Source organism: Bradyrhizobium sp. Leo114 (assembly GCF_055229415.2).
Genome location: NZ_JBUYEN020000029.1, coordinates 33,100 through 59,261 on the forward strand (window position 1 = coordinate 33,100; position 26,162 = coordinate 59,261).

Annotated in this window: 21 protein-coding genes; 7 read left to right on the forward strand and 14 right to left on the reverse strand. The window is 61.7% G+C overall.

Features of this window, described 5'->3' with window-relative positions:
- Positions 1-339: 339 nt before the first annotated feature.
- A complete protein-coding gene (locus ACZIRK_RS29530) occupies positions 340-1,491 on the forward strand; it encodes a DUF898 family protein (protein ID WP_130227276.1) in 1,152 nt (383 codons plus the stop codon).
- Between the two features lie 3 nt (positions 1,492-1,494).
- Positions 1,495-2,592, forward strand: coding sequence for a M48 family metallopeptidase (locus ACZIRK_RS29535; RefSeq protein ID WP_130227247.1), 1,098 nt, complete (start codon positions 1,495-1,497; stop codon positions 2,590-2,592).
- A gap of 1,013 nt (positions 2,593-3,605) precedes the next feature.
- Here ACZIRK_RS29535 and ACZIRK_RS29540 read toward each other — a convergent pair.
- Together ACZIRK_RS29540 and ACZIRK_RS29545 are read right to left on the reverse strand one after the other, a co-directional pair.
- Complete coding sequence (locus ACZIRK_RS29540) at positions 3,606-4,355, reverse strand: DUF2927 domain-containing protein (RefSeq protein ID WP_245474919.1); 750 nt, start codon at positions 4,353-4,355, stop codon at positions 3,606-3,608.
- A gap of 134 nt (positions 4,356-4,489) precedes the next feature.
- Positions 4,490-5,062 carry a L,D-transpeptidase gene (locus tag ACZIRK_RS29545; protein WP_474418687.1) on the reverse strand — a complete coding sequence of 191 codons (573 nt, stop codon included), beginning with the start codon at positions 5,060-5,062 and terminating at the stop codon, positions 4,490-4,492.
- Between the two features lie 273 nt (positions 5,063-5,335).
- On the opposite strand from ACZIRK_RS29545, the gene ACZIRK_RS29550 reads away from it, so the two are divergent.
- The gene (locus tag ACZIRK_RS29550; RefSeq protein WP_130228339.1) at positions 5,336-6,883 is read left to right on the forward strand and encodes an acetolactate synthase large subunit; all 1,548 of its coding nucleotides are present in this window, start codon (positions 5,336-5,338) and stop codon (positions 6,881-6,883) included.
- Positions 6,884-6,894: 11 nt separating this feature from the next.
- Here the strand turns inward: ACZIRK_RS29550 and ACZIRK_RS29555 are convergent, their stop codons facing one another.
- Positions 6,895-7,929: an HWE histidine kinase domain-containing protein gene (locus tag ACZIRK_RS29555; RefSeq protein ID WP_474418688.1), complete on the reverse strand. Its 1,035-nt coding sequence runs from the start codon at positions 7,927-7,929 to the stop codon at positions 6,895-6,897.
- A gap of 180 nt (positions 7,930-8,109) precedes the next feature.
- Positions 8,110-8,325 (reverse strand): hypothetical protein, encoded by a 216-nt coding sequence (locus tag ACZIRK_RS29560; protein ID WP_130228341.1) that lies wholly within the window; start codon positions 8,323-8,325, stop codon positions 8,110-8,112.
- A 270-nt stretch (positions 8,326-8,595) separates the two neighbouring features.
- On the opposite strand from ACZIRK_RS29560, the gene ACZIRK_RS29565 reads away from it, so the two are divergent.
- Entirely contained in the window at positions 8,596-8,778 is a 183-nt protein-coding gene (locus tag ACZIRK_RS29565) for a hypothetical protein (RefSeq protein ID WP_130228342.1), read from the forward strand.
- A 21-nt stretch (positions 8,779-8,799) separates the two neighbouring features.
- Here the strand turns inward: ACZIRK_RS29565 and ACZIRK_RS29570 are convergent, their stop codons facing one another.
- The 10 genes from ACZIRK_RS29570 to ACZIRK_RS29615 form a co-directional block, all read right to left on the reverse strand.
- Positions 8,800-10,107, reverse strand: coding sequence for an MGH1-like glycoside hydrolase domain-containing protein (locus tag ACZIRK_RS29570; protein ID WP_474418689.1), 1,308 nt, complete (start codon positions 10,105-10,107; stop codon positions 8,800-8,802).
- A 3-nt stretch (positions 10,108-10,110) separates the two neighbouring features.
- Positions 10,111-11,520, reverse strand: a complete 1,410-nt coding sequence (locus ACZIRK_RS29575) for a hypothetical protein (RefSeq protein ID WP_474418690.1) — start codon at positions 11,518-11,520, stop codon at positions 10,111-10,113.
- Positions 11,521-11,522: 2 nt separating this feature from the next.
- Positions 11,523-13,589 carry a transketolase gene (gene tkt, locus ACZIRK_RS29580; protein WP_474418691.1) on the reverse strand — a complete coding sequence of 689 codons (2,067 nt, stop codon included), beginning with the start codon at positions 13,587-13,589 and terminating at the stop codon, positions 11,523-11,525.
- A gap of 144 nt (positions 13,590-13,733) precedes the next feature.
- Positions 13,734-15,107, reverse strand: a complete 1,374-nt coding sequence (gene zwf, locus ACZIRK_RS29585) for a glucose-6-phosphate dehydrogenase (protein WP_130228345.1) — start codon at positions 15,105-15,107, stop codon at positions 13,734-13,736.
- Positions 15,108-15,109: 2 nt separating this feature from the next.
- Positions 15,110-16,141 (reverse strand): phosphogluconate dehydrogenase (NAD(+)-dependent, decarboxylating), encoded by a 1,032-nt coding sequence (gene gnd, locus ACZIRK_RS29590; RefSeq protein ID WP_130228346.1) that lies wholly within the window; start codon positions 16,139-16,141, stop codon positions 15,110-15,112.
- A gap of 74 nt (positions 16,142-16,215) precedes the next feature.
- Positions 16,216-17,862 carry a glucose-6-phosphate isomerase gene (gene pgi / locus ACZIRK_RS29595; RefSeq protein WP_130228347.1) on the reverse strand — a complete coding sequence of 549 codons (1,647 nt, stop codon included), beginning with the start codon at positions 17,860-17,862 and terminating at the stop codon, positions 16,216-16,218.
- Between the two features lie 12 nt (positions 17,863-17,874).
- Complete coding sequence (locus tag ACZIRK_RS29600) at positions 17,875-18,582, reverse strand: ROK family protein (RefSeq protein WP_130228348.1); 708 nt, start codon at positions 18,580-18,582, stop codon at positions 17,875-17,877.
- 27 nt (positions 18,583-18,609) lie between these two features.
- A complete protein-coding gene (gene tal, locus ACZIRK_RS29605) occupies positions 18,610-19,695 on the reverse strand; it encodes a transaldolase (RefSeq protein ID WP_130228349.1) in 1,086 nt (361 codons plus the stop codon).
- A 4-nt stretch (positions 19,696-19,699) separates the two neighbouring features.
- On the reverse strand, positions 19,700-20,392 hold the full coding sequence (locus tag ACZIRK_RS29610) for an HAD family hydrolase (protein ID WP_474418692.1): 693 nt from the start codon (positions 20,390-20,392) through the stop codon (positions 19,700-19,702).
- Between the two features lie 103 nt (positions 20,393-20,495).
- Entirely contained in the window at positions 20,496-21,116 is a 621-nt protein-coding gene (locus tag ACZIRK_RS29615) for a histidine phosphatase family protein (protein ID WP_130228351.1), read from the reverse strand.
- Positions 21,117-21,585: 469 nt separating this feature from the next.
- On the opposite strand from ACZIRK_RS29615, the gene ACZIRK_RS29620 reads away from it, so the two are divergent.
- From ACZIRK_RS29620 to ACZIRK_RS29630, 3 genes are all read left to right on the forward strand, one after another.
- Positions 21,586-23,751 (forward strand): amylo-alpha-1,6-glucosidase, encoded by a 2,166-nt coding sequence (locus ACZIRK_RS29620; RefSeq protein ID WP_130228352.1) that lies wholly within the window; start codon positions 21,586-21,588, stop codon positions 23,749-23,751.
- A gap of 101 nt (positions 23,752-23,852) precedes the next feature.
- On the forward strand, positions 23,853-25,673 hold the full coding sequence (locus tag ACZIRK_RS29625; RefSeq protein ID WP_130228353.1) for a glycoside hydrolase family 15 protein: 1,821 nt from the start codon (positions 23,853-23,855) through the stop codon (positions 25,671-25,673).
- Positions 25,674-25,686: 13 nt separating this feature from the next.
- A complete protein-coding gene (locus tag ACZIRK_RS29630) occupies positions 25,687-26,151 on the forward strand; it encodes a HEAT repeat domain-containing protein (RefSeq protein ID WP_130228354.1) in 465 nt (154 codons plus the stop codon).
- Positions 26,152-26,162 lie beyond the last annotated feature (11 nt).

The following is a 26,162-nucleotide window of genomic DNA, read 5'->3' on the forward strand; positions in this document are numbered from 1 at the left end:
TCTCCACTTGTCATTCCGGGGCGACGCGAAGCGTCGAACCCGGAATCCATTTCTCCGCCTGCACAAATGGCGAAATGGATTCCGGGCTCGCGACTACGTCGCGCCCCGGAATGACAGGGCGATGTGTGGCTCGATGGATTCTCTGATCTGCAATTGCACATCATAGCTCGTCCTTCGGACGCCCCGGAATGACGGGCACCGGATACCTCCGTCATCTGCACGGCACGTCATTCACTTTACACTCGACTCCTGCGCGAATATCTCGATCACCTTCCTTTGATAAATCTGTGGTTTTGTGCGATCCGCAGAGACCGCCTGGAGTTGATCCCCGTGCACGAGATGAGCTGGACCCCGATTGGGCCGCCGCAGCCGCCGCCCCTGCCTGTCCCGCCGCCGATACCGGTGGCCTTCACGGGCAGTCGCCGCGAATTCTTCGACCTGGTCAAGCGCGGCGCCGGGCTCGAATTCGTCACGCTCGGCTTCTACCGGTTCTGGCTGGCGACCGACATGCGCCGTCATCTCTGGTCCAACACCGAGATCGAAGGCGACGCCGCAGAATATACCGGCCGCGGCAAGGAGCTTCTGATCGGCTTCCTGGTCGCGCTCGCGATCCTGGTGCCGGTTTACCTCGCTTATTTCTTGGTCGGCCTCGAGGCCGAGCGCGCCCAGGCTTTCGCCAGCATTCCGCTGGTGGCGTTCTTCTATCTGTTCGGACAGTTCGCGATCTTTCGCGCGCGCCGCTACCGCCTGACGCGGACGGTGTGGCGCGGCGTGCGATTCTGGATGAGCGGCTCCGGCTGGGCCTATGCCGGGCTCTCGGCGTTGTGGGGACCCGCGGTGATCGTCACCCTCGGCCTCGCCCTGCCGTGGCGCGTCGCGGCGCTCGAGCGCTACAAGATGCGCCATTCCTACTATGGCGACCTGCAGGGCAGCTTCGAGGGGCGCGGCTGGGAGTTCTTCAAGCGCGGCTGGTGGCTCTGGCTGTTGGTGCCGGTGGCAGTCTGCATCGTGCCGCTCGCGCCCTTCATCTACGGTGCCTACAAAGCGGTCGAATGGCGATGGTGGTTGTCCGGCCTCCGCTTCGGCGGCGTGCGGCTCGAGTCGACGCTGAAGCGCGGCGCGCTGATCGGGCTTTATTGGAAAGTGATCGGCTGGATTGTCGTGCTCGGCCTCGTGTTTGCGGCCTGGCTCGCGCTATCCGCGGTGCTGGTCGCCAGCGTGAGCGCAACGCCGCTCAAGGAATTCCTCGCGAGCCAGGAATTTACCGGGAGCATTCCGTTCCTGGTGCTCCTGGGCGTTGGCTATCTCCTGTTCGCGCTCGCCATCAATGTCGTGATCCGCGTCTATCTGATGCGCGATCTCTGGGTGAAGGTGCTGGGGTCGACGATCGTCCATGGCATCGACGCGACGGCCAATGTCTCCGCCCGAGGTGAGCTCGCCAACGCGCTCGGCGAGGGCTTCGCCGACGGTCTCGACGTCGGGGGCTTTTGACCCATGAGCGGGGCGATCGACAGTGGACTTAGCTCCGCCTTCTATTTCGACGGCACGTCGAGCAAGCGGCACGCGGTCACGCTGCGACTCGCCGACGTGCTCGAGATCGAGGAGGACGGACAGCGGATCGCCGCCTGGCCCTATGCGGATATCCGCCGCGCCGACGGTCCGTCCGGCAAGCTGCGGCTCGCCTGCATCTCTGCGGCCGCGCTGGCGCGGCTCGAGATCCGCGATGCCGCGCTCGCGGCCGAGTTCGTCGCGCGCTGCGAAAAGCTTGACGAGCATGTGCTCGGCGGCCGCGGCGTTGCGAGCATCGTCGGCTGGTCGCTGGCGGCGACCGTGTCGATCGTCCTGGTCGTGCTGTTCGGCGTGCCGCTTGCCGCCGACCGGCTGGCGGCTCTGGTGCCTGTCGCGTTCGAGCGGCGGCTCGGCGAAGTCGCCGACAGCCAGGTGAAGATGGTGTTCGACGGCAAGTCGTGCGGCAACCCCGCCGGCCAGCGCGCGTTTGAAAAACTCGTCAACACGCTGCGCGAATCCGCTGGCATGGACACGTCGCTGCAATCGGGCGTGCTCTCGACCTCGATTCCGAACGCCTTCGCGTTGCCGGGCGGCAGGGTCTATGTGTTGGATGGGCTGCTCGCGAAAGCCGAAAATGTCGATGAGCTCGCGGGCATCCTCGCCCACGAGCTCGGCCATCTCCAGCATCGCGACGGCCTGCGCGGCATGATCCACAATGGCGGCACCTCGTTCCTGATCGGCCTCTTGTTCGGCGACATCACCGGCTCCGGCGCGGTGATCTTCGGCTCGCGGACGCTGGTGAACGCATCGCATTCCCGCGAAGCCGAACAGAACGCCGACAGCTTCGCGATCGAGACCATGCACCGGCTCGGCCGGCCGACCAAGCCGATGGGAGAATTGATGTTCCGCATCACCGGCAAGGAAGGCGACAGGGGCCTGTCGCTGATCGCAAGCCACCCCATGACCGAAGACCGCCTCGCCCGTATGACCCGCGAAAACCGCCCCGCCAGCGGCCCACCATTGTTGACCGCGGGAGAGTGGCGCGCGCTGAAGTCGATCTGCAGCGCCGGCACCAGGCTCTGACGCTTCAGTCCCACACTCGCCGTCATTCCGGGGCGCGCCTCTTGGCGCGAGCCCGGAATCCATCGGGCCGCATGCGTCGGCGGAGAAATGGATTCCGGGCTCGATGCTGTCGCATCGCCCCGGAATGACGGTCGCGAGCGATCTCAACGTGATTTGCCCTGTCCAGCCCTCGCGCAAAAAACATTCCGCTTCCGTCGTCGGGCAAATCAGTGATTTAACTCCGCGCGTCTCACCCGAGAGAGGGGCGGCTCGCGATCGTCACGAACGTTGCGGTGAGATGCGGTGGACGCAGATGTTGCGAACGACGAACGCAGCATCAGCGGACGGCGAAGTCGTGTGGTCCTGGCGCCCCGACGCTGGCGCTAAGTACGCGAGCAGCAAGAGCTGCCGCGGACGACGGTGGCAAGAAAGCCCGGTCACCGAGGAGAGCACGAAGTAAGCCGTAAACCATCGCGCAGGGAAAGCCGGAATGCTTCGGTTGAACCTGTGGTCCTACCCCCGTGCTTTTTGTTGCACGGGACCCACGGGTGCAACCGGCACCCGGCTTTCCCTGCGCCCTCTATTGAATGAGAGGGTGGAAAGTGCAGCAAAGCTCGGACGCAATGCGCCGCGAGAACGCGAACTCACATCCGCTGAGTCACACCTAGGATGGGTAGAGCGAAGCGAAACCCATCATGCGTGCGGCTTGCTCCATCGCGATGGGTTTCGCTTCGCTCTACCCATCCTACGGAATTGCTGTTTGAAAATTGAATCAGAACTTTCCGCGACGCCGTAGGGTGGGCAAAGCGAAGCGTGCCCACCATCGCGAGCACTGCGCTGGATGGTAGGCACGGCGCTGTCAATTGGTGCGCCCTCTCCCCTTGTGGGAGAGGGCTACTCCGTCGCTAGCCAAGAGCGCACATGGGTGAGGGGTCTTTCTCCACGCGCACCGTCGCCCGCCGAGACAACCCCTCATCCGTCGCGCATTGCATGCGCGCCACCTTCTCCCACAAGGGGAGAAGGGAAGCACCCCCTCACTCCGGCAGATTGTTCACCTTCTTCACCCAGGCGCGGACGTCGGCGAGGACGTCGGGCAGCAAGGCCTTGACGTCCTGCACGGTCATGCCGGCCTTGATGCGGGGATCGTAGAGCAGGTTGAGGATGTACTGGTCGTAGATGTCGAAATAGCCCATCGAGACGTTGTCGTTGAACATGGTCCAGGGCACGCTCGAGGTATCGTTGATCGGGCCGAGCGACTGCAGCAGTTCCTCATAGGCGCAATCGAAGAAGACGAAGTCGCCGTTATCGACCGTGAGGATCACGTCGGAATGCTCGATCTCGAAATTGTCGTTCTTGCGAAAGCCGCTCAGGCATTGCGGGTCGAGCGAGGAGCGGATTTCTTTCGCGCGCTCGCTGCCATAGAAGGTCGTGATGGTGCGATAGAGATCGCGGTCGCGCACCAGCTTCACCCTCACATTGGCGATCTCGCTGCTCTCGGTCATGGCGATGTCGAGGTGCTGGACCTTGGCGGCGACATCGCCGACGATCTTTGCGAGCTGCGCCTTGCGGTCGGCGCGGGTGCCGTCGGCGAACACCCTGATCGGGGAGTCATATTTGCGGATGCGGTCGACGCGGCCGGCGAGGTGGTACTCGGCGCCGAACGCCGTCTTCATGAAGCCTTCGATGATCTCGCTATCGGTGAAGGCTTTCTTCTCGTTGCGCTGGCGCGCGGCGATCGATGGGTTCTCGCCCGACCATGCCGACGGCGCAACGAGGCCGGGCATGATCGCGGCCGGGGCGATTGCGAGGACGAGGATAGCCAGGATACGGTGAAGCGTGCACATCGCTATAACGCTGCCGCAATCACCGTGCGCGCGCAAGCTTGCTTGCGCATGGCAGCGCTGGTTCCCGCACCGTCCTAATTCTTGACGACGACGGTGGTGCCCACGGAAACGCGGCTATAGAGATCCACCACATCCTCGTTGGTCATGCGGAAGCAGCCCGACGATACCGCCTGTCCGATTGTCTCCGGCTCGTTCGAGCCGTGGATGCGGTAGAGCGTCGAGCCGAGATACAGCGCGCGGGCGCCGAGCGGATTTTCGACGCCGCCGGCCATGTGGCGCGGCAAGTCGGGACGGCGCCGCAGCATCTGCGCCGGCGGCGTCCAGCTCGGCCATTCCTTCTTGGCGGTGACGCGATGGGTTCCGCCCCAGCGGAAGCCGTCGCGGCCGACCCCGATGCCATAACGCAGCGCCTGGCCGTCATTGAGGACGAGATAAAGCCGTCGCTCGGCGGTGTTGATGACGACCGTGCCCGGCGCATAACGGCTCGGGTACATCACGGTCGTCCGTTGGATCGGGCTCGCGCCGGTGCCGAAGAAGCTGGGGCCGCCGCCCATGATGTCGCGGGTGTCGAAGAATTGGGCCTGCGCCTGACCGGCGCCTCCCAGCATCAAGAGCGCCGCCGCCAGCAAAACCCTGCCCCGTGTCATTGCCTTCCTCGCGTTATTTCCAGCCTCATGAAAGTGAGGCCATAAGTTGTTCGAATGCGCAACCCACGCCGCCGTGAGCGACGGATTTTCGGGCACCGCGGTTAAAAAAGGCAACACATCAGAAACGATGGCAGCAATGTCCCGCTAAACCTTTGACGAAACGGGCGAACAATGGTTGATCTGGGCTCGGAACGCCGGGCTTGAGATAGTCGACTTGGGCCAACACAACATTACTTGGGCCAACAAAACAGCGCGGGAATGCGGGAGCGAGACATGAATGGTGCGGAAAGTCTGGTACGGACATTGGTCGCGGGCGGCGTCGACGTCTGCTTCACCAATCCCGGCACCTCCGAGATGCATTTCGTCGCCGCGCTTGACAGGGTCGAGGGCATGCGCTGCGTGCTCGGCCTGTTCGAGGGCGTGGTGACGGGGGCGGCCGACGGTTATTTCCGTATCAAGGAAACACCCGCTTCGACGCTGCTGCATCTCGGCCCGGGTCTCGCCAACGGCCTTGCCAACCTGCACAACGCCAAGAAGGCGAATTCCGGCATCGTCAACATCGTCGGCCAGCACGCGACCTACCACATCGCGTATAACGCGCCGCTGACCTCCGACATCGAGGGCCTGGCGCGGCCGATGTCGGCCTGGGTCAGGACCTCGCCGGACGCCAAGTCGGTCGCCGCCGATGGCGCCGCCGCGATTGCCGCCGCCAAGAGCACGCCGCCGCAGATCGCGACCCTGATCCTGCCGGCCGACACCGCCTGGAACGAGGCTGACGGTATCGCCCAGGTCCCGGCCGAAAGCCAGCGGCCGAACTATTCGGCACAGGCGGTGGAAGCGGCGGCCAAGATCCTGCGCGAAGGCGGCTCGCGGAACCTGTTGCTGCTGACCGGCGGTGCGCTGAGCGAGCACGGGCTGGCGCTGGCCCAGCAGATCGCCGGCAAGACCGGCTGCAAGGTGATGGGTCAGACCTACAATCCGAAAATGGCCCGCGGCAGGGGTCGCTTCCTGATCGACCGCATTCCTTACGTGATCGAGCAGGCGCTGCCGATCCTCAAGGACTTCAAGAACATCGTGCTGGTCGAGGCCAACGACCCCGTCGCCTTCTTCGCCTATCCGAACAAGCCGAGCCTTCTGAAGCCGGAGGGGTGCGAGGTGCACCGCATGACCTCGGGCGGGGAGAATTCGGTGGCGGCGCTGGAGGCGCTGGCTGGCGCGCTCGGGGCCAAGCCGCAGGACGTCAAGCCGCAGAAGCTTGTCGAGCTTGCGAAGCCGACTGGCGCGCTGACGTTTGCCTCGATCGCGCAGGCGATCGCGTGCGCGATTCCGGAGAACGCCATCGTGGTCGATGAATCCATCACCACCGGCCGCGGCTTCTTCCCGCCGACGGCGGCCGCCGCGCCGCATGACTGGCTGCAGAACATGGGCGGCTCGATCGGCTTCTCGCCGCCGGTTGCGACCGGCGCCGCGGTGGCCGCTCCCGATCGCAAGGTGATCTGCATGGTCGGCGACGGCTCTTCGATGTACACGATCCAGGCGCTGTGGACGCAGGCCCGCGAGAACCTCAACGTCGTCACCATTGTGTTCGCCAATCGCATCTACCAGATCCTGCGCGGCGAGTTCGACGGCGTCGGCGCCGGCGAGCCGGGTAAGCGCGCGCAGGACATGCTGAAGATCGACCGGCCGACCATCGACTTCGTCTCGCTCGCCAAGGGCATGGGCGTGCCCGGCCGCGCGGTCACCACGGCCGACGAGTTCAACAAGGCGCTCGCGGAGGCGATCGCCGAGCCGGGACCGAGGCTGATCGAGGTGCAGATGTAAGGGGCTGCTCGCTACGCCGCGATATCCGGGAAGCAGAATTCGCAGATCAGGCCTTCCGGCTTCCACTGCCGGGTGATGGTGCCGCTCAAGGTGCGGACCACGCCGTCGACGGCGTCGACGCCAAATCCGGTGCGGGTGGGCTCGGCCACTCTTGGTCCGCCGCTCTCCTGCCAGCGCAGCGATAGGTTGGCGTTATCGGTCCGCCAACTGACGGCGATCTTTCCCGAGGGGCTGGAGAGCGAGCCATATTTGGCGGCGTTGGTGGCGAGCTCATGCACGGAGACCGCGATCGCCTGCGCCAGCGTGGCCGTCAGCCTCAAATCGCCGCCGTCTATCGCGACCCGTCTCGAGTCGTCCACCGCATAGGGCTTGAGCTCCTGTTCGATGATCGCGCGGATGTTGGCGCCGGTCCAGCGCGACACCGAGAACAGCCGCTGCACATTGGCGAGCGCGCTGAGGCGCCCCTGGAAGACCGCCTGGAACTCCTCCGCAGTATCGGCCTTGGTCAGGCGCAGGATCGCCTGGATCACCGCCAGCAGATTGTTGGCGCGATGATCGACCTCCCAAGCGAGCCGCATCATGCGCTCCTCGGCCTGCTTGCGCATGGTGGTATCGACCAGCATGTTGACGGCGCCGATCAGCCGGCCGTCAGCGTCGCGCAAGGGCGTGGGGTAGGGCATGAAACAGATGCGCGAGCCATCGGGCCGTTCGGCGATTGCTTCCACGTTGCGCACCGGGCGGTTCTCACGAAGCGCGATCGCCATCGGGCATTCCTCATGCGCAAGCGGCGTGCCGTCCGTGCGGAACAGCTTCCAGCTCACGCACCACATGTCGCCGATGGCAGGCACACGGCCGGCGAACTCGATGCAAGCGTGGTTGAAGAAGGTGATGCGACCGTCTGCATCCGTCGTGTAGATCGCGGCGGGCAGCGCCTGAAGCACATCGCGAAACTGCTGCTCGTCGGCGTCGGCGCTGATCGCGGTGTGATGCGCCAGGATCTTTTCGATCTCTGCTTCTTCTTCCGAATCGTCAAAGAGGTTCAGCATCACCCGTCCATGCCCGCAGGTCTTCAGCCGGTAATTCGACACTAAGGGAAATGTTCCTCCCGGCGCGTGCAGTGGCCTGCAATTCAGGGGAAATCCGGACGCAAGGACGGTGAGCACAGCGACGAGGCACATCAAAAAAGGCCGCCCCGAAGGACGGCCTTGATCCCCATGAATCCTGTCTTACTGATGCATCGTGTCTTCGCCGGATTTCTTCGACGACTTCTTGGCCACCTTCTTCGAGCTCTTCTTCGGCGCCATTTTCGACGCATCATCCTTGCTCGCATTGTCGCTCTGCGCCGCGGGGCCAGTGGTGCCGCCGGACTTGTCGGTGGTCTGTGCTGAAGCGGCCGACGAAACAAACGCCAGTGCGGTGGCGGCGATAATCAGTTTACGCATCGGATGGTTCTCCCAAGTTGGCCCCCGCCCTCAACGGAACCGCGATACGTCCGGTTCCGTCGCCCCGATCAGCAGTCCGTGAACGGCGCGTGAACTCCCGCGCCGACGCTGCGATCAAGAACCCAATCCGAAGACCCTAGCCAACCAAACTGGCGTCACGCTAAACTAAAAAAATCCATGTATTATATGGATTTGTGTCGGTATGTAGCCATAGTGGGGCCATTGGCGGCGCCACGGGCAACAGCGAAGCCGCCTTTGTCGAGACAAAGCGTGTCTGGCGCAAGGTCGGTGCTGCCGGACGCGCCTTGTTCGAGCCGCAAGAAGACTTCATGGGGCTTCGGTGGTGAGGATAACGACGAAGGGCAACGGCGCCCGACGGAAGAGCAGCAGCGCAATCTGACCGAAGAGGAGCGAAGGAAGTTCCATCGCATCGACCCACGAAGCACGCTGTGACCGAACCCCACATTAGGAAACTTATGCCTCCTGACTCGCGCTCGACGTAGGTGATGAACAAAGTGAAATATTGCGCCATCTGCAGGCGTCCCTATCATTTCGCAAACGCCGATTAGCCACCAGCGCGCCGGCGAGAGCGGTCCAGCCGGTCTGATGCGAGGCGCCAAAGCCCTCGCCGGTGTCGCCATGAAAATACTCGTAGAAGAGCAATAAATCGCACCAAGGCCCGCCGCGCCGGAAGCGGGGATTTAGTCCCAGCGCTGGTCGCTGGCCTTCTGCGTTCCGGAGAAACAATTTGAGCAGTCGACGCTCGAGTTCTTCGGCCACTTGCTCGAGGCTTGCCTGCCTGCCTGATCCTGTCGGCAGTTCAACGGTAAAGTCTTCGCCGAGGCTGGTATGAAGATGTCGTAGCGACTCGATCGCGAGAAAATTGAGCGGGAACCAAATCGGTCCGCGCCAGTTCGAATTGCCGCCGAACAGTCCGGTCCGAGATTCACCCGGCTCGTAGTCGAGACGAGCGACATGTCCGTCCATGTTGACGATAAGCGGATGTTCGCGGTGGTAACGCGACAGCGATCGCAGCCCGTAAGACGACAGAAACTCCGACTCGTCGAGCATACACGCGAGGATCCGCTTCATCCGCGACTTGCCTACCAGCGAGATCAGCCGAGGGCGTTCATTGGCCGGCGACATGTGCAGAAATTCTGCAAGGCCCGGCTTGTTCTCGATGTACCAGAGCGCGCGCTTGCGAAACATCGGCAGTCGTTCCCACAGCGCCGCATCGAGCTGTACGGCCGCAAAGATTGGCAACAATCCCACCATGGAACGCGCGCGCACCGTGAAAGTCGAGCCGTCGCGCTTGCGAAGTCGATCGTAGAAAAAGCCGTCTTGGTCGTCCCAGAGCTTGCTCATGGCGGCGCCGATGAGAGCGAAATGCTCGAAGAACTTTACCGCGACGTCTTCGTAGCTAGGCTGATGGTTGGCAAGCAGCAGAGCCATCTCCAGCATGTTGAGACAGAACTTGGCCATCCAGGCGGTGCCATCCGACTGCTCCAGGACGTCGCCGTCGGGAAGCATCTGCGAGCGGTCGAACGGGCCGATATTGTCGAGTCCGAGAAAGCCGCCCTCGAACACGTTGTCGCCACATGCGTCTTCTCGATTTACCCACCAGGTGAAGTTGATCAGGAGCTTTTGAAAAGTGCGAGCCAGAAAATCGAAGTCGGTGCCGCCATCGATCCGGAACACTGCAAGCGTGGCCCACGCCTGAACTGGCGGATTCACATCTCCAAAATTCCATTCATACGCCGGCAATTGGCCGTTCGCGTGCATGTATCATTCGCGCGTCAGCAGCAGCAATTGATGCTTCGCTGCTGAGGGGTCGATGTGCGCCAGCACCACGCAATGGAAGGCGAGGTCCCATGAGGCATACCACGGATACTCCCATTTGTCGGGCATGGCGATGATGTCGTGGTTGTTGAGATGGCGCCAGCCCGCGTTGCGACCTGACGCGCGTGCCTCGGGCGGACGTATGATGTCGCCGTCGAGCCAGCGCGCGACGTCGTAGTGGTAGAACTGCTGGCCCCACAGCATTCCGGCGAACGCCTGCCGCATGACTGCGGCCTCGTCCTCGCTCGCGCCGTCAGGGGTCAGCGCTTTATAGTATTCGTCAGCTTCGCGGCTCCGGTCGGCGTGGATCCGCTCGAAGTCTGCCCCGAGGCTCGCGGTCTGGCCGTGCCCATCACGTGCGAGGCGAAGCCTGAGCTCGACAGTTTCGCCGGCAGCGACTTCGAGGCGATACCAGCAGGCCATTTTTGTACCCTGCTTGGCAGGATTTACCGTTGCCGCACCGTGAAGGACGTGGTCGTTGATGCCGTCCTTTGGATACGGCGTCTGCTCGGCGGTGATATCATACAGGTACCGGGCATTGGTTTCGTTCTCACAGAACAGCAGCCGTGGCGGCTTTCCCGCCGGATCCGTCCCGGCAGTGAAGCGCCAGCGACCCAGCAGTTCTTCTTCAGCGATCGCGCCGACGTTGCCAGTTTCAGCAGTCGCCCGGATCATCGGCCGCGCGACGCCGGCCTCCCATGACCAGCGGTTGCGGAACCACAGAGTCGGAAGCACGTGAAGCTCAGCCGGATCGGGTCCCGCGTTACGAACGCTGATGCGCATGCATATGTCATCAGGTGACGCCTTGGCGTAATCCGCCGCGATCTGCCAGTAACGGTCCCCTTCGAAAATGCCGGTATCCACGAGTTCAAATTCGACCTCGTCCTTGTTGCGTCTTGCGTTCTCCTGCCGAAGCAACGCGTAGGGAAACTCTGCCTGGGGATAGTAGTAACGCCAACGAAGCCATGAACTGGTCGGTGTTGCGTCGATGTACCACCAGTACTCCTTGGCGTCTTCGCCGTGATTTCCTTCTGGACCAGCGAGACCGAAGATGCGTTCCTTCAGGAAGGGGTCACGTCCATTCCAAAAGGCAAGAGCAAAACACAGGCGCTGCGCTCGATCGCAAAGGCCGGCAAGACCGTCCTCGTTCCACCGATAGGCGCGCGAGCGCGCGTGTTCGTATGGGAAGTATTGCCAGGCCTGTCCGTCGGCACTGTAGTCTTCGCGCACGGTACCCCAGGCGCGCTCGCTGACGTATGGCCCGATCGTTTTCCAGTTGCCAGGCGTGTCCGGCGACGAATCTTGAAGCCGCGCGTGCTCCGCCGATAGCGGCTTTCGCTCCTCAAGGATATTCATGGCTATGTGGCTTTTGCAGGCCGCAAGAGCGCCTTGGCCGTCGTCACAACGTTATCGACGGTGAATCCGAACTCCTGCTGCAGGGCCTTCAGCGGGGCGGAGGCGCCGAAAGTGTGCATGCCGATGACCCGACCGGTCGGGCCAACGTAACGCTCCCAACCGAACGTTGACGCCTGCTCGATTGCGAGGCGGGTCGTGACCTCCGGCGGCAAGACGGCGTCGCGGTATTCCTGCGTCTCGCGTTCGAAGACATCCCAGGAAGGCATCGAGACCACGCGCGAGCGGATACCATCCGAGCTAAGTCTCTCATGAGCCTCGGCCGCGAGACTCAACTCGCTGCCGGTAGCAATCAAGATGATGTCCGGCTTGCCGTCAGCGGCGTCGGCAAGCACGTAGGCGCCTCGCGATGTCCCGGATGCCGATGCATATTTGCTGCGATCGAGGGTCGGTAACGGTTGACGAGACAGAACCAGCAAGGCTGGCCGATGACGAAGCTGCATGACGTAGCGATAGACTTCCACCACTTCGTTGGCATCACCCGGCCGGAACAGCGTCATACCCGGCATTGCCCGCATTGAAGCGAGTTGCTCGATTGGTTGATGCGTTGGGCCGTCTTCGCCATCGCCCATGGCATCATGGGTAAAAGCAAAGATCACGGGTAGTTCCATTAGCGCCGCCAGTCGTATCGCGGGCCGGGCGTAGTCGCTGAAAATCAGAAAGGTCGCGCCGAACGGCCGCAGCTTCGAGAGTGCCAGACCGTTGAGAATTGCAGCCATCGCGTGTTCGCGGATGCCGAAATGGAAGTTCTTGCCGCCCGGTGTGGCGGCCTGAACATCGCCTGCGCCTTCAAAGGTTAGCAGCGTCTTGGTCGATGGACCCAGATCTGCCGAACCGCCAATCAACCAGGCAACGTTTTGCGCCAGAACGTTCAGGACCTTTCCCGACGCCTCACGCCCCGCGAGCCCCTTCAGATCTGCCGGGAATGACGGCAGGTTGCGGTCCCAGCCTGCCGGAAGCTCGCGGCGTTGCATCTGATCAATCTCGGTCGCCAGCGGGGCATACTTCGAGCGGTAATCAGTGAACAGAGCTTGCCATTTGCGGTGCGCCTCGCCGCCTCGCTCACCGACGCCGGCGGCGAAGTGTTCGAGAACGCCGTCAGGCACCAGGAAATTCGAGTCTTCGGGCCAGCCATAGGCGCGTTTGGTGAGTTTGACTTCTTCAACGCCGAGCGGCTCGCCATGCGCCGCGGCCGTATCGTGGCGGTGTGGCGAGCCATATCCGATATGGCTGTTGAGTATCACCAGCGTCGGTCGGCCTTTCGTATCGCGAAACGTTGCCAGGGCCTGTTCAATGCCGGCAATGTCGTTGGCGTCATTAACGTGAAGGATATTCCAGCCATAGCCGGTGAAACGAACGGCTACATCTTCGGTGAACGCCAGCCGCGTGCTGCCTTCTATCGTGATGTGGTTGTTGTCGTAGATCCAGCACAGATTATCGAGGCCGAGGTGGCCGGCGAGCGATGCCGCTTCAGAGCCAACGCCCTCCATCAGGCATCCGTCTCCGCATACGGCATAGATGTCGTAATCGAAGATGGCAAAATCCGGCTTGTTGTAGCGCGCAGCGAGCCAGCGCTGCGCGATTGCCATCCCGACGCTGGTCGCAATGCCTTGTCCGAGCGGGCCGGAAGTCGTCTCCACGCCGGATACCAAGTGGTATTCGGGATGCCCTGGCGCATGACTTCCGAACTGACGAAAGCGCCGGATATCGTCGAGGGTGACAGCAGGCCTGCCCAACGTCTCGTACTCAGCATTCACGGCCTGTGTACGGGTAAGGTAGAGCACTGACCACAGTAGCATCGATGCGTGGCCGTTCGACAGCACGAAGCGATCACGGCCGGGCCAGATCGGATCTTGCGGGTCGAAGCGCATGACTCGGTTCCAGAGCGTATAGACGAGCGGCGCAAGCGCCATTGGTGTGCCGGGATGGCCCGAGTTGGCGGCCTGGACCGCGTCAATCGACAGTGTGCGAATGGTGTTGATCGCGAGCTGGTCGAGTTCGGCGTCTGTCATGGCTGATTTCCTCCCGCGGGTGTCGATTACAGGCCGCCTGCGCGCGGCAGCCGTGTACGTGCATCGTCAGCGATAGGCTGCCGTCATCAAGCAACAGAGCCGGGGATCGAGGAGCACTTCGATCTTCATTCCTCACTCTCTGCGTTACGCTACCGTTGGGTTGTGCCAGCCGCCCGGGGGGGTGACATTCTTGTCCACTTCGTGAGGCCCCCAGCTTCCGGCTTGATATTCGTAGACGGGAGTCGCCTTCTTCAAGACCGGATCGACGATCCGCCATGCTTCTTCGACATAGTCCTGTCGTGCAAACAGCGTTCGGTCGCCATTCATGGCGTCGCCGAGCACGCGTTCATACGCATCCATTTCCTCTGGGCCTGGGCGCCGGCTCGCCAACAATTCAACCGGCTCGCCGACCTCTCGGTCATCCTCGTCCATCACCATCGTGCCAAGGGCAATGGCCATGTCGGGATTGATGCGAAACCGCAAATAATTGGGTATCGCGGCGCAATGGGGAAAGATCCGCGGCGCCTCACGAAGGCGTACGATCACTTCCGTGCAAGTCACCGGAAGCGATTTTCCGGCACGGATATAAAATGGCACTCCCTGCCAGCGCCAGGAGTCGATCTCCAGCCGCAACGCAGCGAACGTCTCCACTTGCGAGTCCGGAGCAACGCCAGGCTCCTGCCGGTAGCCGTGAAACTGTCCGCGCACCAGCTCGTTCTCAACGATCGGCGGAATTGATCTCAAGACCTTGACCTTCTCGTCGCGCAAGGATTCGCTGTCGGATCGGGCTGGCGGTTCCATCGCCAGATTGGCCAACACCTGAAACAGATGATTCTGGATCACGTCGCGAATTGTGCCAGTTTGATCATAGAACGCGCCACGACCCTGCACGCCGAAATTCTCCGCCATCGTGATCTGCACGCTGCTCACGAACTTGCGGTCCCAGAACGACTCCAGGAACGCGTTAGCGAAGCGAAAGAAGACCATGTTGTGAACAGGTCGTTTTCCGAGATAGTGGTCTATGCGGAAGATGTGATCTTCGTCGAATCTGGCGAGCAGAATCCTGTTGAGGTTGCGTGCGGAGGCGAGATCATGCCCGAATGGCTTCTCCACAATGACGCGCGCGCCGTTGGTGCAATCGGCAGTGTCGAGCCGTTCCACTACGGTTGCAAACAACGCCGGTGGGATCGCCAGATAGTGTGCTGGCCGCTGTGCCGAACCGAGCTGCTTGCGAAGGGCATCGAACGTAGTCGGATCGGCGTAGTCGCCGTCTACGTAACGCAAAAGACCGGCCAGCTTGTCAAACGCAGCGGCGTCGAGGCCGCCGTGCTTTTCAAGGCTGTCTCGTACTCGGGCCTTGAGCTGGTCGAGTGTCCAGCCGGCCTTTGCGACGCCGATGACAGGCACATCGAGGTGGCCCCGTTTCAGCATCGCTTGCAACGACGGAAAGATCTTCTTGTAGGCAAGATCGCCGGTCGCGCCGAAAAACACCAATGCGTCGGATTTAGGTTCGCTCATGGCTATCTCGGTCTCTCATTGGCCGCCTTTTCCAAGTGTCCACCGAACTCGTAGCGCATCGCCGAAAGCAGCTTGTTCTGGAAATCGGCCTCGCCGCGAGAGCTGAAACGCTCGTATAGCGCCGTCGTCAGGACCGGGGCGGGGACTGCTTCGTCGATCGCTGCTGCAATAGTCCAGCGTCCTTCGCCGGAGTCGGAGACGCGCCCAGCGAATTTGGACAGAGCCGGATCTTCCAGCAACGCGGTTGCTGTCAAATCGAGAAGCCACGAGGCTATCACGCTGCCGCGCCGCCACACCTCTGCGATGTCGGGTAGCTTCAGGTCGTATTGGTAGTGCTCGGGAATGCGAAGCGGTGTTGTTTCGGCGTCCGCCGCGTGCGCGTGCTTGCCGATGTTCGCTGCGCGCAGGATAGCGAGCCCCTCGGCATACGCCGCCATCAGCCCGTACTCGATACCATTATGGACCATCTTGACGAAATGACCGGCGCCGCTCTGCCCGCAGTGGAGATAGCCTTGCTCGGAGGTGCCTGCGGAGGCGCGCTCTCGTCCCGGGGTGCGCGGGATTTCGCCGAGACCGGGAGCGAGGGTCTTGAAGATCGGATCCAGCCGCTGCACGGCCTCGTCAGGGCCGCCGATCATCATGCAGTAGCCGCGCTCGAGACCCCACACGCCGCCGCTGGTGCCGACATCGACATAATGGATGCTGTTGTGCGCCAACTCCTTGGAACGCCTGATGTCATCGATGTAGTAGGAGTTGCCGCCGTCAATCAGAATGTCGCCGGCTTCGAGCAGCGGCAGCAGATCACCGATCGATCTATCTACGACTGCCGCCGGAACCATCAACCAGATCGCGCGCGGCTTTTCGAGCTTCGCCACGAAATCCGCCAGAGAGGCGCTTCCCGTCGCCTTCTCTTTCACCAGTTCTGCAACGGCGTTCGGCGACATGTCGAAGACGACACATTGGTGACCATGTCGAACAAGTCTTCGCACCATATTGGCGCCCATTCGGCCGAGACCGATCATCCCGAGTTGCATGAGTGGCTCCTCTTTTTTTCGCGGTGTGACTTCCCCCCGGGTGCGCAGGTATCCTGGCGTGTCGAGATCAGTATTTAGTGCGACTTCTCCCTGAACGTGCGATGTCGGCGGATCAATGTGTTGGTCGAGCTGTCGTGTCCGAATTTGGGTTCGGCTTCATTGGTGAGTTCCGGGATGATGCGTTGCGCCAGCACCTTGCCGAGTTCGACGCCCCATTGGTCGAATGAATCGATCTGCCAAATTGCGCCCTGCGTGAAGACGTTGTGCTCGTACAGCGCGACGAGTTTGCCGAGAGCCGCGGGTGTTAGCCGTTCCAGCAGAATCGTAGTCGACGGCCTGTTTCCTTCGAACACGCGATGCGGAACGAGCCAATCGGCAGACCCCTCCCGCCTTACTTCGTCAGCCGTCTTGCCAAATGCGAGCGCTTCGCCCTGAGCAAAGACGTTCGCGAGCAGCATGTCGTGCTGCTCTCCAAGATGGTTGAGTGTCTTGTGAAACGCGATGAAGTCGCAAGGAATGAGACGGGTGCCCTGATGGATGAGCTGATAGAACGAATGCTGGCCGTTGGTCCCAGGCTCGCCCCAATAAATCGGACCGGTGTTGTAGTTGAGAGGATTGCCCTCGAGCGTGACGTGCTTGCCGTTGCTCTCCATCGTCAACTGCTGGAGATATGCCGGAAACCGTTTCAGGTATTGTTCGTAGGGCAGCACCGCCACCGTCTGCGCGCCGAAGAAGTTATTATACCAGATGGCGAGCAGCCCCATCAGCACCGGCAGGTTACGCTCGAACGGCGCGGTGCGGAAATGCTCATCCATCTCATGGAAGCCGCCGAGCATGGCGCGAAAGTTGTCCGGGCCGATGGCAAGCATCGTCGAGAGTCCGATCGCGGAGTCCATGGAGTACCGTCCGCCAACCCAGTCCCAGAAGCCGAACATGTTGGCGATATCGATGCCGAACTTCGTCACTTCCTTCGCGTTGGTCGACACCGCGACGAAATGCTTCGCGACCGACTTCTCGTCTCCCCCAAGTCCCGCGAGCGACCAATCGCGCGCGCTCCTGGCGTTGGTCATGGTCTCCAGTGTAGTGAAAGTCTTGGAAGAGATAATGAACAGAGTCTCGGCCGGATCGAGATCGTGGGTCGCTTCCGCGAAATCGGTGCCGTCCACGTTGGAGACGAACCGGAACGTCATCGCGCGGTCGCTGTAATGCTTGAGCGCCTCGTAGGCCATCACCGGCCCCAGATCGGAGCCGCCGATGCCGATGTTGACGATGTTGCGGATTGGCTTGCCGGTGTGGCCGCGCCACGCACCGCCGCGTACGCGATCGGAAAAGTCGGCCATGCGGTCGAGCACCGAATGGACCTGCGGTACAACGTCCTCGCCATCAACCAGGATCGATTGGCCGTTCGGCGCGCGGAGCGCGACATGCAGGACGGCCCGCTTCTCGGAAACGTTGATCTTCTGGCCTCCGAACATCGCATCGATCCGCGCGCGGAGCCCGGACTGTTCGGCCAGTTGCAACAGCAGAGCTAGCGTGTCATCGGTAATCCGGTTCTTCGAGTAGTCGAGGTAGAGCCCGGCTGTTTCGACCGTCAAACGCTCGCCGCGTTTAGGGTCTTGAGCAAAGAGCTCGCGCAGATGCAGGCGGCCGATCTTCTGAAAATGGGCGGACAGGTCCTTCCAGGCGGGAAGCTCGGTGACCGTTTTCGTGGCCGTTGCCATTCATCGCTCCTGTTAACGCGCTATGGCGGCTTGCGCAGTTTGTTTGCGCGAGCGAGTGATCTTTCCCTTTGGCGGGCCTTCCCACATTCGGAAGCCACCCTTGAATGCGTTGGCATTATCCCCAAGCCGGCACAATGGCGGCAGTTCTTTCAACAGTTTGGCGTTGCCGCCGCCCAGCACGACGTCCTCCGGTTGGAGTGCCGCAATCAGATATTCAACGACATCTTCGACGTGCTTCCGCCATGCTTTCTTGCCGAACTCCTCCAGCGCGCGGGCGCCGACATAGTCCTCATAGATCCGCTTCTTGTAGGGTAAGTGCCCAAGCTCCATCGGCTGCACGATGCCATCGATGACCATCGCCGAGCCGAGTCCCGTTCCGAGCCCGAGGAACAACATTTTGCCGCCCCCGTAGCTGCCGAGCGCCTGCATCGCCGCATCGTTGATGACTTTCGTCGGCAGTTTGAATGCCGCAGTAAAGTCGAAGCCCATCCAGCCTTTTCCGAGATTGTGAGGTTCCGCCACAGGCCGGTCGTGCACAACCGGGCCCGGATAGCCAATCGAGACGAAGTCATATTCCCAGCCATCGGCGAGTTTCTTGACGCTCGATACCATCTGCCGGGCCGTCAGGGTCGGCCCGGAGTCAATTTCTCGCCTTACTTTTTCGCGGGAGGCAAGGATCTTGACGTGGGTGCCGCCCACGTCAACGACCAGTATATTCATTGCGAGGACCTTCGTCTCGATTGCAACCTAGCTTGCCTTCTTGAGCACCTCGGTTTTGGCAGAGATGACGCCCAGCAGCTCGTTCCAGGATTTGACAAACGACTTGGCACCCTCGTCCTGCAACGTTGCTGCTAACGCTTCGACATCGACGCCGGCCTTTGCAAATTGCGCCAGCACCTCTTCGGAGTCGCCGCCATCGGCCGCCAACATCTCTCCGACGTCTCCGTGGTCGGCGAGGGCCTTCACCGTGCTTTCCGGCATGGTGTTGACCGTGAGCGGCGCGGCCAGCGCCTTGATGTACAGGACGTCGGATGCCGCGGGATCCTTGGTTCCGGTGCTCGCCCATAGCAGGCGCTGTGGCCGCCCACCCTCGTTGTAAATACGCCGCGAGCGTGAGGAGCCGAGCAATTCGCAGGCTGTCTTGTATGTTCGTTTCGCGATTGCGATACCCAGCTTGTTGTGTAAAGGCGCGGGAACCTTGTTGGCGACGGCGGCATCCCAGCGACTGACGAAGACCGACGCAACGGAGCCAACATTTGGATTCAGACCGGCTGCAATGCGCCGCTCGATGCCCCGCAGATATGCCTCCGCCGCGGCGCGGTAGTGCTCTCGGCTGAACAACAGGGTCACATTCACGGGCACGCCGGCGAAAATTGCCTCTTCGATGGCGAGCAGCCCTTCCCTGGTGCCGGGTATCTTGATGAAGAGGTTGGGGCGCTTCGCCTGTGCGTGCAACTCCCTGGCGGCTGCGATTGTGCTGGCCGTATCATGTACAAGGAGTGGCGAGACCTCGAGCGAGACCCATCCGTCTACACCATTGGTGCGGTCCCAAATCGGGCGGAACAGGTCGGCTGCCTGCGCTAGATCTTCGATCGCTAGTTCGAAGAATAGCGTCTCACCCGACTTTCCCTCGTTCAGCTTGCTGCGGATCGCAGAATCATAGTGTGAGCTGTTCTTGATCGCGTGATCGAAGATTGTCGGGTTCGATGTGAGCCCCGACAGCGACAAGTCGGCAATGTAGCGCTTTAAAGTGCCACTCGTCAGCAGGTCACGGGTGATGTTGTCGAGCCAAACGCTCTGTCCGAGCTCGTGGAGCTTTTGCGTTGCCTTCATCGCTTCACCTCCGCACAGCTTCGAGTCGAGGGACAGCCGCAAGCAGGCGACCCAGATCATAGTCGAGCAGGTCTCCGATCCGGTCCACCGTCACGTCCTGTGTGGCGAAGGAGGCGAGCGCGTTCGCGTCATGCGCATATTGTCCCTGTCGGGGAAAAACGGTGGTGACGCGACTGCCCCAGGCTTCCTTGACCGCGGCGAGGATTCGCGGCTTGTCGTCCACCAGGACGTAGTGCAGTGCCGGATAACGGGACTCGACATCGTCGAGCGCGAGTTCCTTGTGGATGTAGATCAACACATGCGAGTTGACGGCCTCTGAAAGGCCGGAGCGCTCAACCTTGCGCGGTTGAAAAACAACGTCGCCATCAGTGAGAAGGACGGTGGGGCCCCACTGACGCAGTCGTTCGAGCACATCCAGCGATCCCGGGTACAGACGATTGGCGAACGGGTAATCGACCAGGAACGAAGACATTGACAACAGATGCATGTCCTGCGGGTGTTCGACACGGTACCGCTGCAGTGCACCACGATAGTCTCGATATCCCAGTTCGACAAACAGGTCGTCGAGAATTGCCCAGTACCGGTCGCGACAGGCGGCACCATACTGGCGCTCGAGGTGGGCCTTGATGTCAGCCTGGATGTGGTCGTTGTCGAGAAGCGTATTGTCGACGTCGACCAGAAAGACGACCTGATTCATCGGTCTTACCCTTACGCAACTCTCTGCAATATGCTCAGCGTGCGCGCCTAACACGCGCGGGTCATATTCAAGATTATGTTACTCCGACGGGCGCTTCTAAATCTCAACGCGCAAAGGCTGGTGCGAATCGACCTTCGACGTGTCTGGTGTCATTCCACAGCCGGATCACTGGTTCTGACCGATCGTGTTCGTACCCAAGTATGCTCAGGCTTGCAGTGTCGAGCGTGAAGAATCGTCCGGCCTCCGCATCGAGACCTAACCAGCGTGCCGCCAAAACTCGGAGAAAATGTCCACTCGAGAACAATAACACGTTCCCAGGGACGTTGCGAACGCGCTCCACGATGCGGTCGGCCCGGGCGCCGACTTGATTTGGTGTTTCTCCTCCCGGACAGCCGTCGCGAAACAATTGCCAGCCGGGACGCTCTTCATGGATCTCCTTTGTGCGACGCCCCTCGTATTGGCCGTAATTCCATTCCACCAGATCGCGGTCGGATTCCGCTTCGACGCCGAAGCCAGCCAACTCAGACGTCCGGACCGCTCGCTTCAGGGGGCTCGTGAACACTTTTGCGAAAGTGAAACCCTGCAACCGCGAGCCCAAACTCTGCGCATTGAGTTCGCCGCGCTCGGTGAGAGGCAAATCTGTGAGGCCGGTATGCTGGCCTGAGAGGCTCCAGGCGGTCTCGCCATGCCTTGCAAGGCAAATGATCGGAAGGACGGCGCTCATGGTCTCGCCCCTTCAGCTTCGTCCTCCCGGCGCGTGCGGCGGAAAGAACACTCGTACCAAGGCATCTCTATCGTCAACGCCGTATCAAGGCGCGTCCGCACCCACCAAGTGGTAGCGCGACTTCTTCGGAGAAGCAACGACCAGCCGTCCAGTGTTACGACAGTTCGCCACTAAAGGGATGTAGGTCTGAAGCGCTGACCTATTCGCTATTAGGCATTTGCGATTGCGACTTGAGTTCTTTGAGCCAGCGCGTTCGCGGACATAAGATCCCCACCGAGCCAGAGGGGAGACAAGGCATCGTTCGTTCTTGTCGGAAACCGAAATCCGGCTGGCAGATGAGACCGAAACGCGTAATGCTTCTGCCTTAACAATGCTTCCGCCTTATGGGAGAAGCTTGCAGCCTCATCTGGTCGTTGTTGTTGCCATTGTTGTGATCGCGGCACCAAGCGGCTGAATTCGCGAGCATCCTATGCCATTTAAGGTTCAGGTTGGTCCACATCAAATCTCGATCCATCAGGGGCAAACAGTGCTGGTCAGCGAACCAGACGGACAAATCAACTGGCCAACCGAAAAGGGACTTTATTTCTTTGATACAAGAGTAATCAGCAGCTGGGCCGTCTACGCAAATGGTGAACCTTGGGATCTTCTCAATGGAGGTTCCATCACCCACTATGCGTCCCGAATTTATCTTACGAACACCAGGATTCCTACCGCCGACGGCTTGATCCCGCCGCGCACGCTCGGTTTTGTGATCAGCCGATATATCAATGGCGGGATGCACGAAGATCTCGACATTACAAATCACGGCACGAAGCAGGTACGCTTCCAGCTCGAGATCGCGATACGGTCGGATTTCGCCGACATCTTCGAGGTGAAGTCGGGCGATATTGTGCGCCGCGGGCGGATCACCACGACATGGTCGTCGGCGAAGCAGGAACTTCGCACATGCTATCGCAACAGCGATTTCGTCCGCGCGGTAACCGTTGCTCCTGTACATCGCCAGAGCGAAATCGAGTACGCTAATGGCCGGCTGAGCTTCGAAATCAGCCTCGAGGCGGGCGAAGCCTGGCATTGCTGCTTGCTCTATGCGTTGGAGGATGGCGACCGACACTTCGCTGCACCGGACGCATGTGTGCACAACCATGAACGAACCCGCCACGCCGAGGCGCTCTCGGACTGGCTGCAATCGGTACTAAAGATCCGCTGCAGTAACGAGGAGTTCTACCGCCTTTATCGCCAGGCGCTGGAGGACATGGCGGCGCTTCGGCTCCCGATCGCCGGCACCGATCACATGGTGTTCCTGCCTGCCGCCGGCTTGCCGTGGTTTGTAGCTCCGTTTGGCCGGGACAGCTTGATCGTGTCGCTACAGAACATGCTGATCTATCCAGATTTCGCCCGTGGAACGCTCGACATCCTGGGCGCGCTCCAGGCGAAGGAACGGGACGATTACCGCGACGCTGAGCCGGGAAAGATCCTGCATGAAATCCGCTACGGAGAACTCGCTCATTTCAAACTGATTCCGCACACGCCATATTACGGCACGGCCGATGCGACGCCGCTCTATCTCATCACGCTACATGCGGCCTGGCGGGCAACGGGCGACAAGGCGCTGTTGGATCAGCATCTTGAGACCGCGGAGGGATGCCTGTCCTGGATAGACAAGCACGGTGATAGCGACGGCGATGGATTCCAGGAGTATCAGACCCGCTCTCCGGTCGGCTACGAGAATATGGGCTGGAAGGATTCCGGAGACAGTGTGGTTCATCCTGACGGGTCGCTGGTCAAGGGACCGAAGGCGCTCTGCGAGTTGCAGGGCTATGTCTATGACGCCTGGCTGCGCATGGCGGAAGTGTTCGATGAACTCGGCAAGACACGCCGTGCCGCGGATCTGCGCAGCAAAGCCGCAGCGCTTTTCAAACGGTTCAACGAGACCTTCTGGGATGAGGAGTTGGGTTTCTACGCCCTGGCCCTGGATGGCGAAAAGAAAAAGGTTCTTACGGTTGCCTCCAATGCCGGCCATTGCTTGTGGTCAGGCATCGTTCCGCAGGAACGCGCCGGAAAGGTCGTGCAACGTCTCATGGCATCGGACATGTGGAGCGGTTGGGGCATCCGCACGCTGTCGGCCTCGAACCCAGCGTTCAACCCATATAATTACCAAACCGGGTCGGTCTGGCCCCACGACAATGCCGTTATCGCTCTCGGCTTTAAACGATATGGATTCCACGCAGAGGCCGCAAGGGTCGCACGCGATATCAGCGATGCTGGAAGCCACTTCCTGTCCAATCAGTTGCCAGAGCTCTATACGACGATCGAGCGTGATCGAAGAAGCTTTCCCGTTCAATATCTTGGCGCCAACATCCCACAGGCCTGGGCAGCGGGGTCGGTCTTCGCGTTTCTGCAGGCGATACTTGGGTTCGCGCCGGACGCTCCGAAGGGAAAGCTGTACGTTGATCCATCTCTGCCGCAATGGTTGCCCGATCTGACTGTACTCGATCTGCGTCTCGGTACAGGGCTATTCGACATCCGTTTCTGGCGCGATGGCGATGAGACGCGCTTTGAGGTCCTGCGAGGCGCTCCAGGAGCCGTCCAAAGGAGGCCCTTCGGTGCACGGCTGGAATTTCCACGTTCAGCGTAGAACGCTGTGCGATGCGCATCGAATCAACGCAAGGCAAGGCCGGCGGAACGCCTCCGAGTATTTTGGCGTTGCCGCGTCGAGCGAGCGGAGGAGACGAGATCATGGGCTACAAGCCGATCGAGTCCTACGGCGTCATCGGCGACCTGCACACCGTTGCCCTGGTCGGCATCGACGGCTCCATCGACTGGTGCTGCCTGCCGCACTTTGACTCGCCGAGCGTCTTCGCGGCGATCCTCGACGACCAGAAAGGGGGCTCATTCCGCATCGCCAGTCTCTACGAGGCGCAGCACAAACAGATGTACATGCCTGACAGCAACGTCCTGGTGACGCGCTTTCTTAGCGACCAGGGCGTCGGTGAGGTCGTGGATTTCATGCCGGTCCAAGGCTCGCGCGAGACCAGAAAGATCCACCAGATCGTCCGGGTCGTGCGGGCGGTGCGCGGATCGGTCCGCTTCCGGCTCGACTGCCGGCCGGCTTTCGACTTTGCCCGCCGGCCCCACCAGGTCGTCCTGGAAGGCCGGGGAGCGATCTTCGAGGCGCAAGGCATGAAAGTCTCGCTGGTCAGCCGCTTCCCGCTTGGTCGGCAGGGCGACGGCGTCGCTGCCGAGTTCGTCCTCAACCCCGGCGAGACGACCACGTTCATCCTCCGCCAGGTGGAGGAGAACGGCCACGACAGCGTTCATGACGGCGTCCTGCTCGAGGCGCGGCTGGTCGGCACGGAGGCGCTGACGCAGACCTTGGCCTTTTGGCGGCAGTGGCTGAGGAAGTGCAACTATTCAGGTCGCTGGCGCGAGATGGTCAACCGCTCGGCGCTGGTGTTGAAGCTGTTGACGTTCGCGCCGACCGGCGCGATCGTGGCGGCGCCGACCTGCGGGCTGCCGGAAGAGATCGGCGGGGTGCGCAACTGGGACTATCGCTATACGTGGGTGCGCGACGCCGCTTTCACCAACTACGCTTTCCTGCGCCTGGGGCTGACGTCGGAGGCAGAGCAGTTCATGGCCTGGTTGGAGCAGCGGGCCGTCGAGGGCGCCCGAGGCGACCCGTTGCAGACGATGTATCGCATCGACGGCGGACACGAGCTGCCCGAGGAGGTCCTCGACCACCTCGACGGCTACCGCGGCTCACGCCCGGTGCGAGTCGGCAATGCCGCTGTCGGCCAGCTACAGCTCGACATCTACGGCGAGCTGATGGACGCCGTCTACCTGTACGACAAGTATGGGACGCCGATCGCCTATGACTTCTGGTGCCACCTGCGCAAGATGCTGGACTGGGTGGCGAACAACTGGGAGCGAGCCGACGATGGCATCTGGGAGGTGCGTGGTGGACGGCAGCAGTTCGTGTACTCCAAGGTGCAGTGCTGGGTGGCGCTGGACCGAGCGATCCGCCTTGCGCAGAAGCGGAGCCTGCCGCTGGACCGCACCCACCTGGCCGTGGAGCGCGACCGCGTCTACGAGGCCATCATGACGCGCGGCTGGGACACCGAGCGGCAGACCTTCGTGCAGCACTTCGGCACCAACGCGGTGGATGCATCCAACCTGATCATGCCGCTCGTCTTCTTCCTGTCGCCGACCGACCCCCGCATGCGTGGGACGCTGGATCGGACCATGGCGGAGCTGGTCTCCGACAGCCTGGTGCACCGCTACGAGATCGGCAGAGGAGCCGGCGACGGTCTAACCGGGAGCGAGGGGACGTTCAATATGTGTACGTTCTGGCTGGTGGAAGCGCTGGCCCGGGCGGGCCGCGCCGAGGAGGCCCGCTTCATCTTCGAGAAGATGCTGACCTACGCCAATCACCTCGGTCTGTACGCGGAGGAGACGGGTCCGTGTGGCGAAGCACTGGGCAACTTCCCGCAGGCATTCACTCACATCGGGCTGATAAGCGCCGCATTCAACCTGGACCGCCGGCTCGGCGTGGGTCCTTGAGTAGGGACGGGCCATGAGTGCGCAGGTCGCTTACATAGGGACTTCCGTCCCAGAGTGGGTGAGGGAGCTTTCGAGCAGCGATCCGCTCCGGCGCCGCCTCGGCGCATATGCCCTGGGCGAGATCGGCCCCGCGGCAACCGAGGCTGTGTCCGACCTCGCTGCGGCCCTCCAGGACCCGGTTGGGTTCGTGCGCGTCTGGGTGGCGGCGGCACTCGCCCGGGTGGAGCCGCCGGGGGGAGCGCCGGTCATCGTCCTCATCGCGGAGTTGGGCAATGAGCTTGCCTTCGTCCGCAGCCTGGCGGCCTGGCACCTCGGACGCCTCGGTCCGGCCTTCCCGGGGATCGAACAAGCCATTCTGCCGCTCCGACAGCTAGCGGATGATCAGGATCCGAGCGTGCGGGTGGAGGCGGCGCTAGCGCTGGGGATGCTTGAGGGGAAGGGCGCCCCGCCGCCGGAGCTGAAATCCCTGTGCGCTTGAGCCTCGGGCGG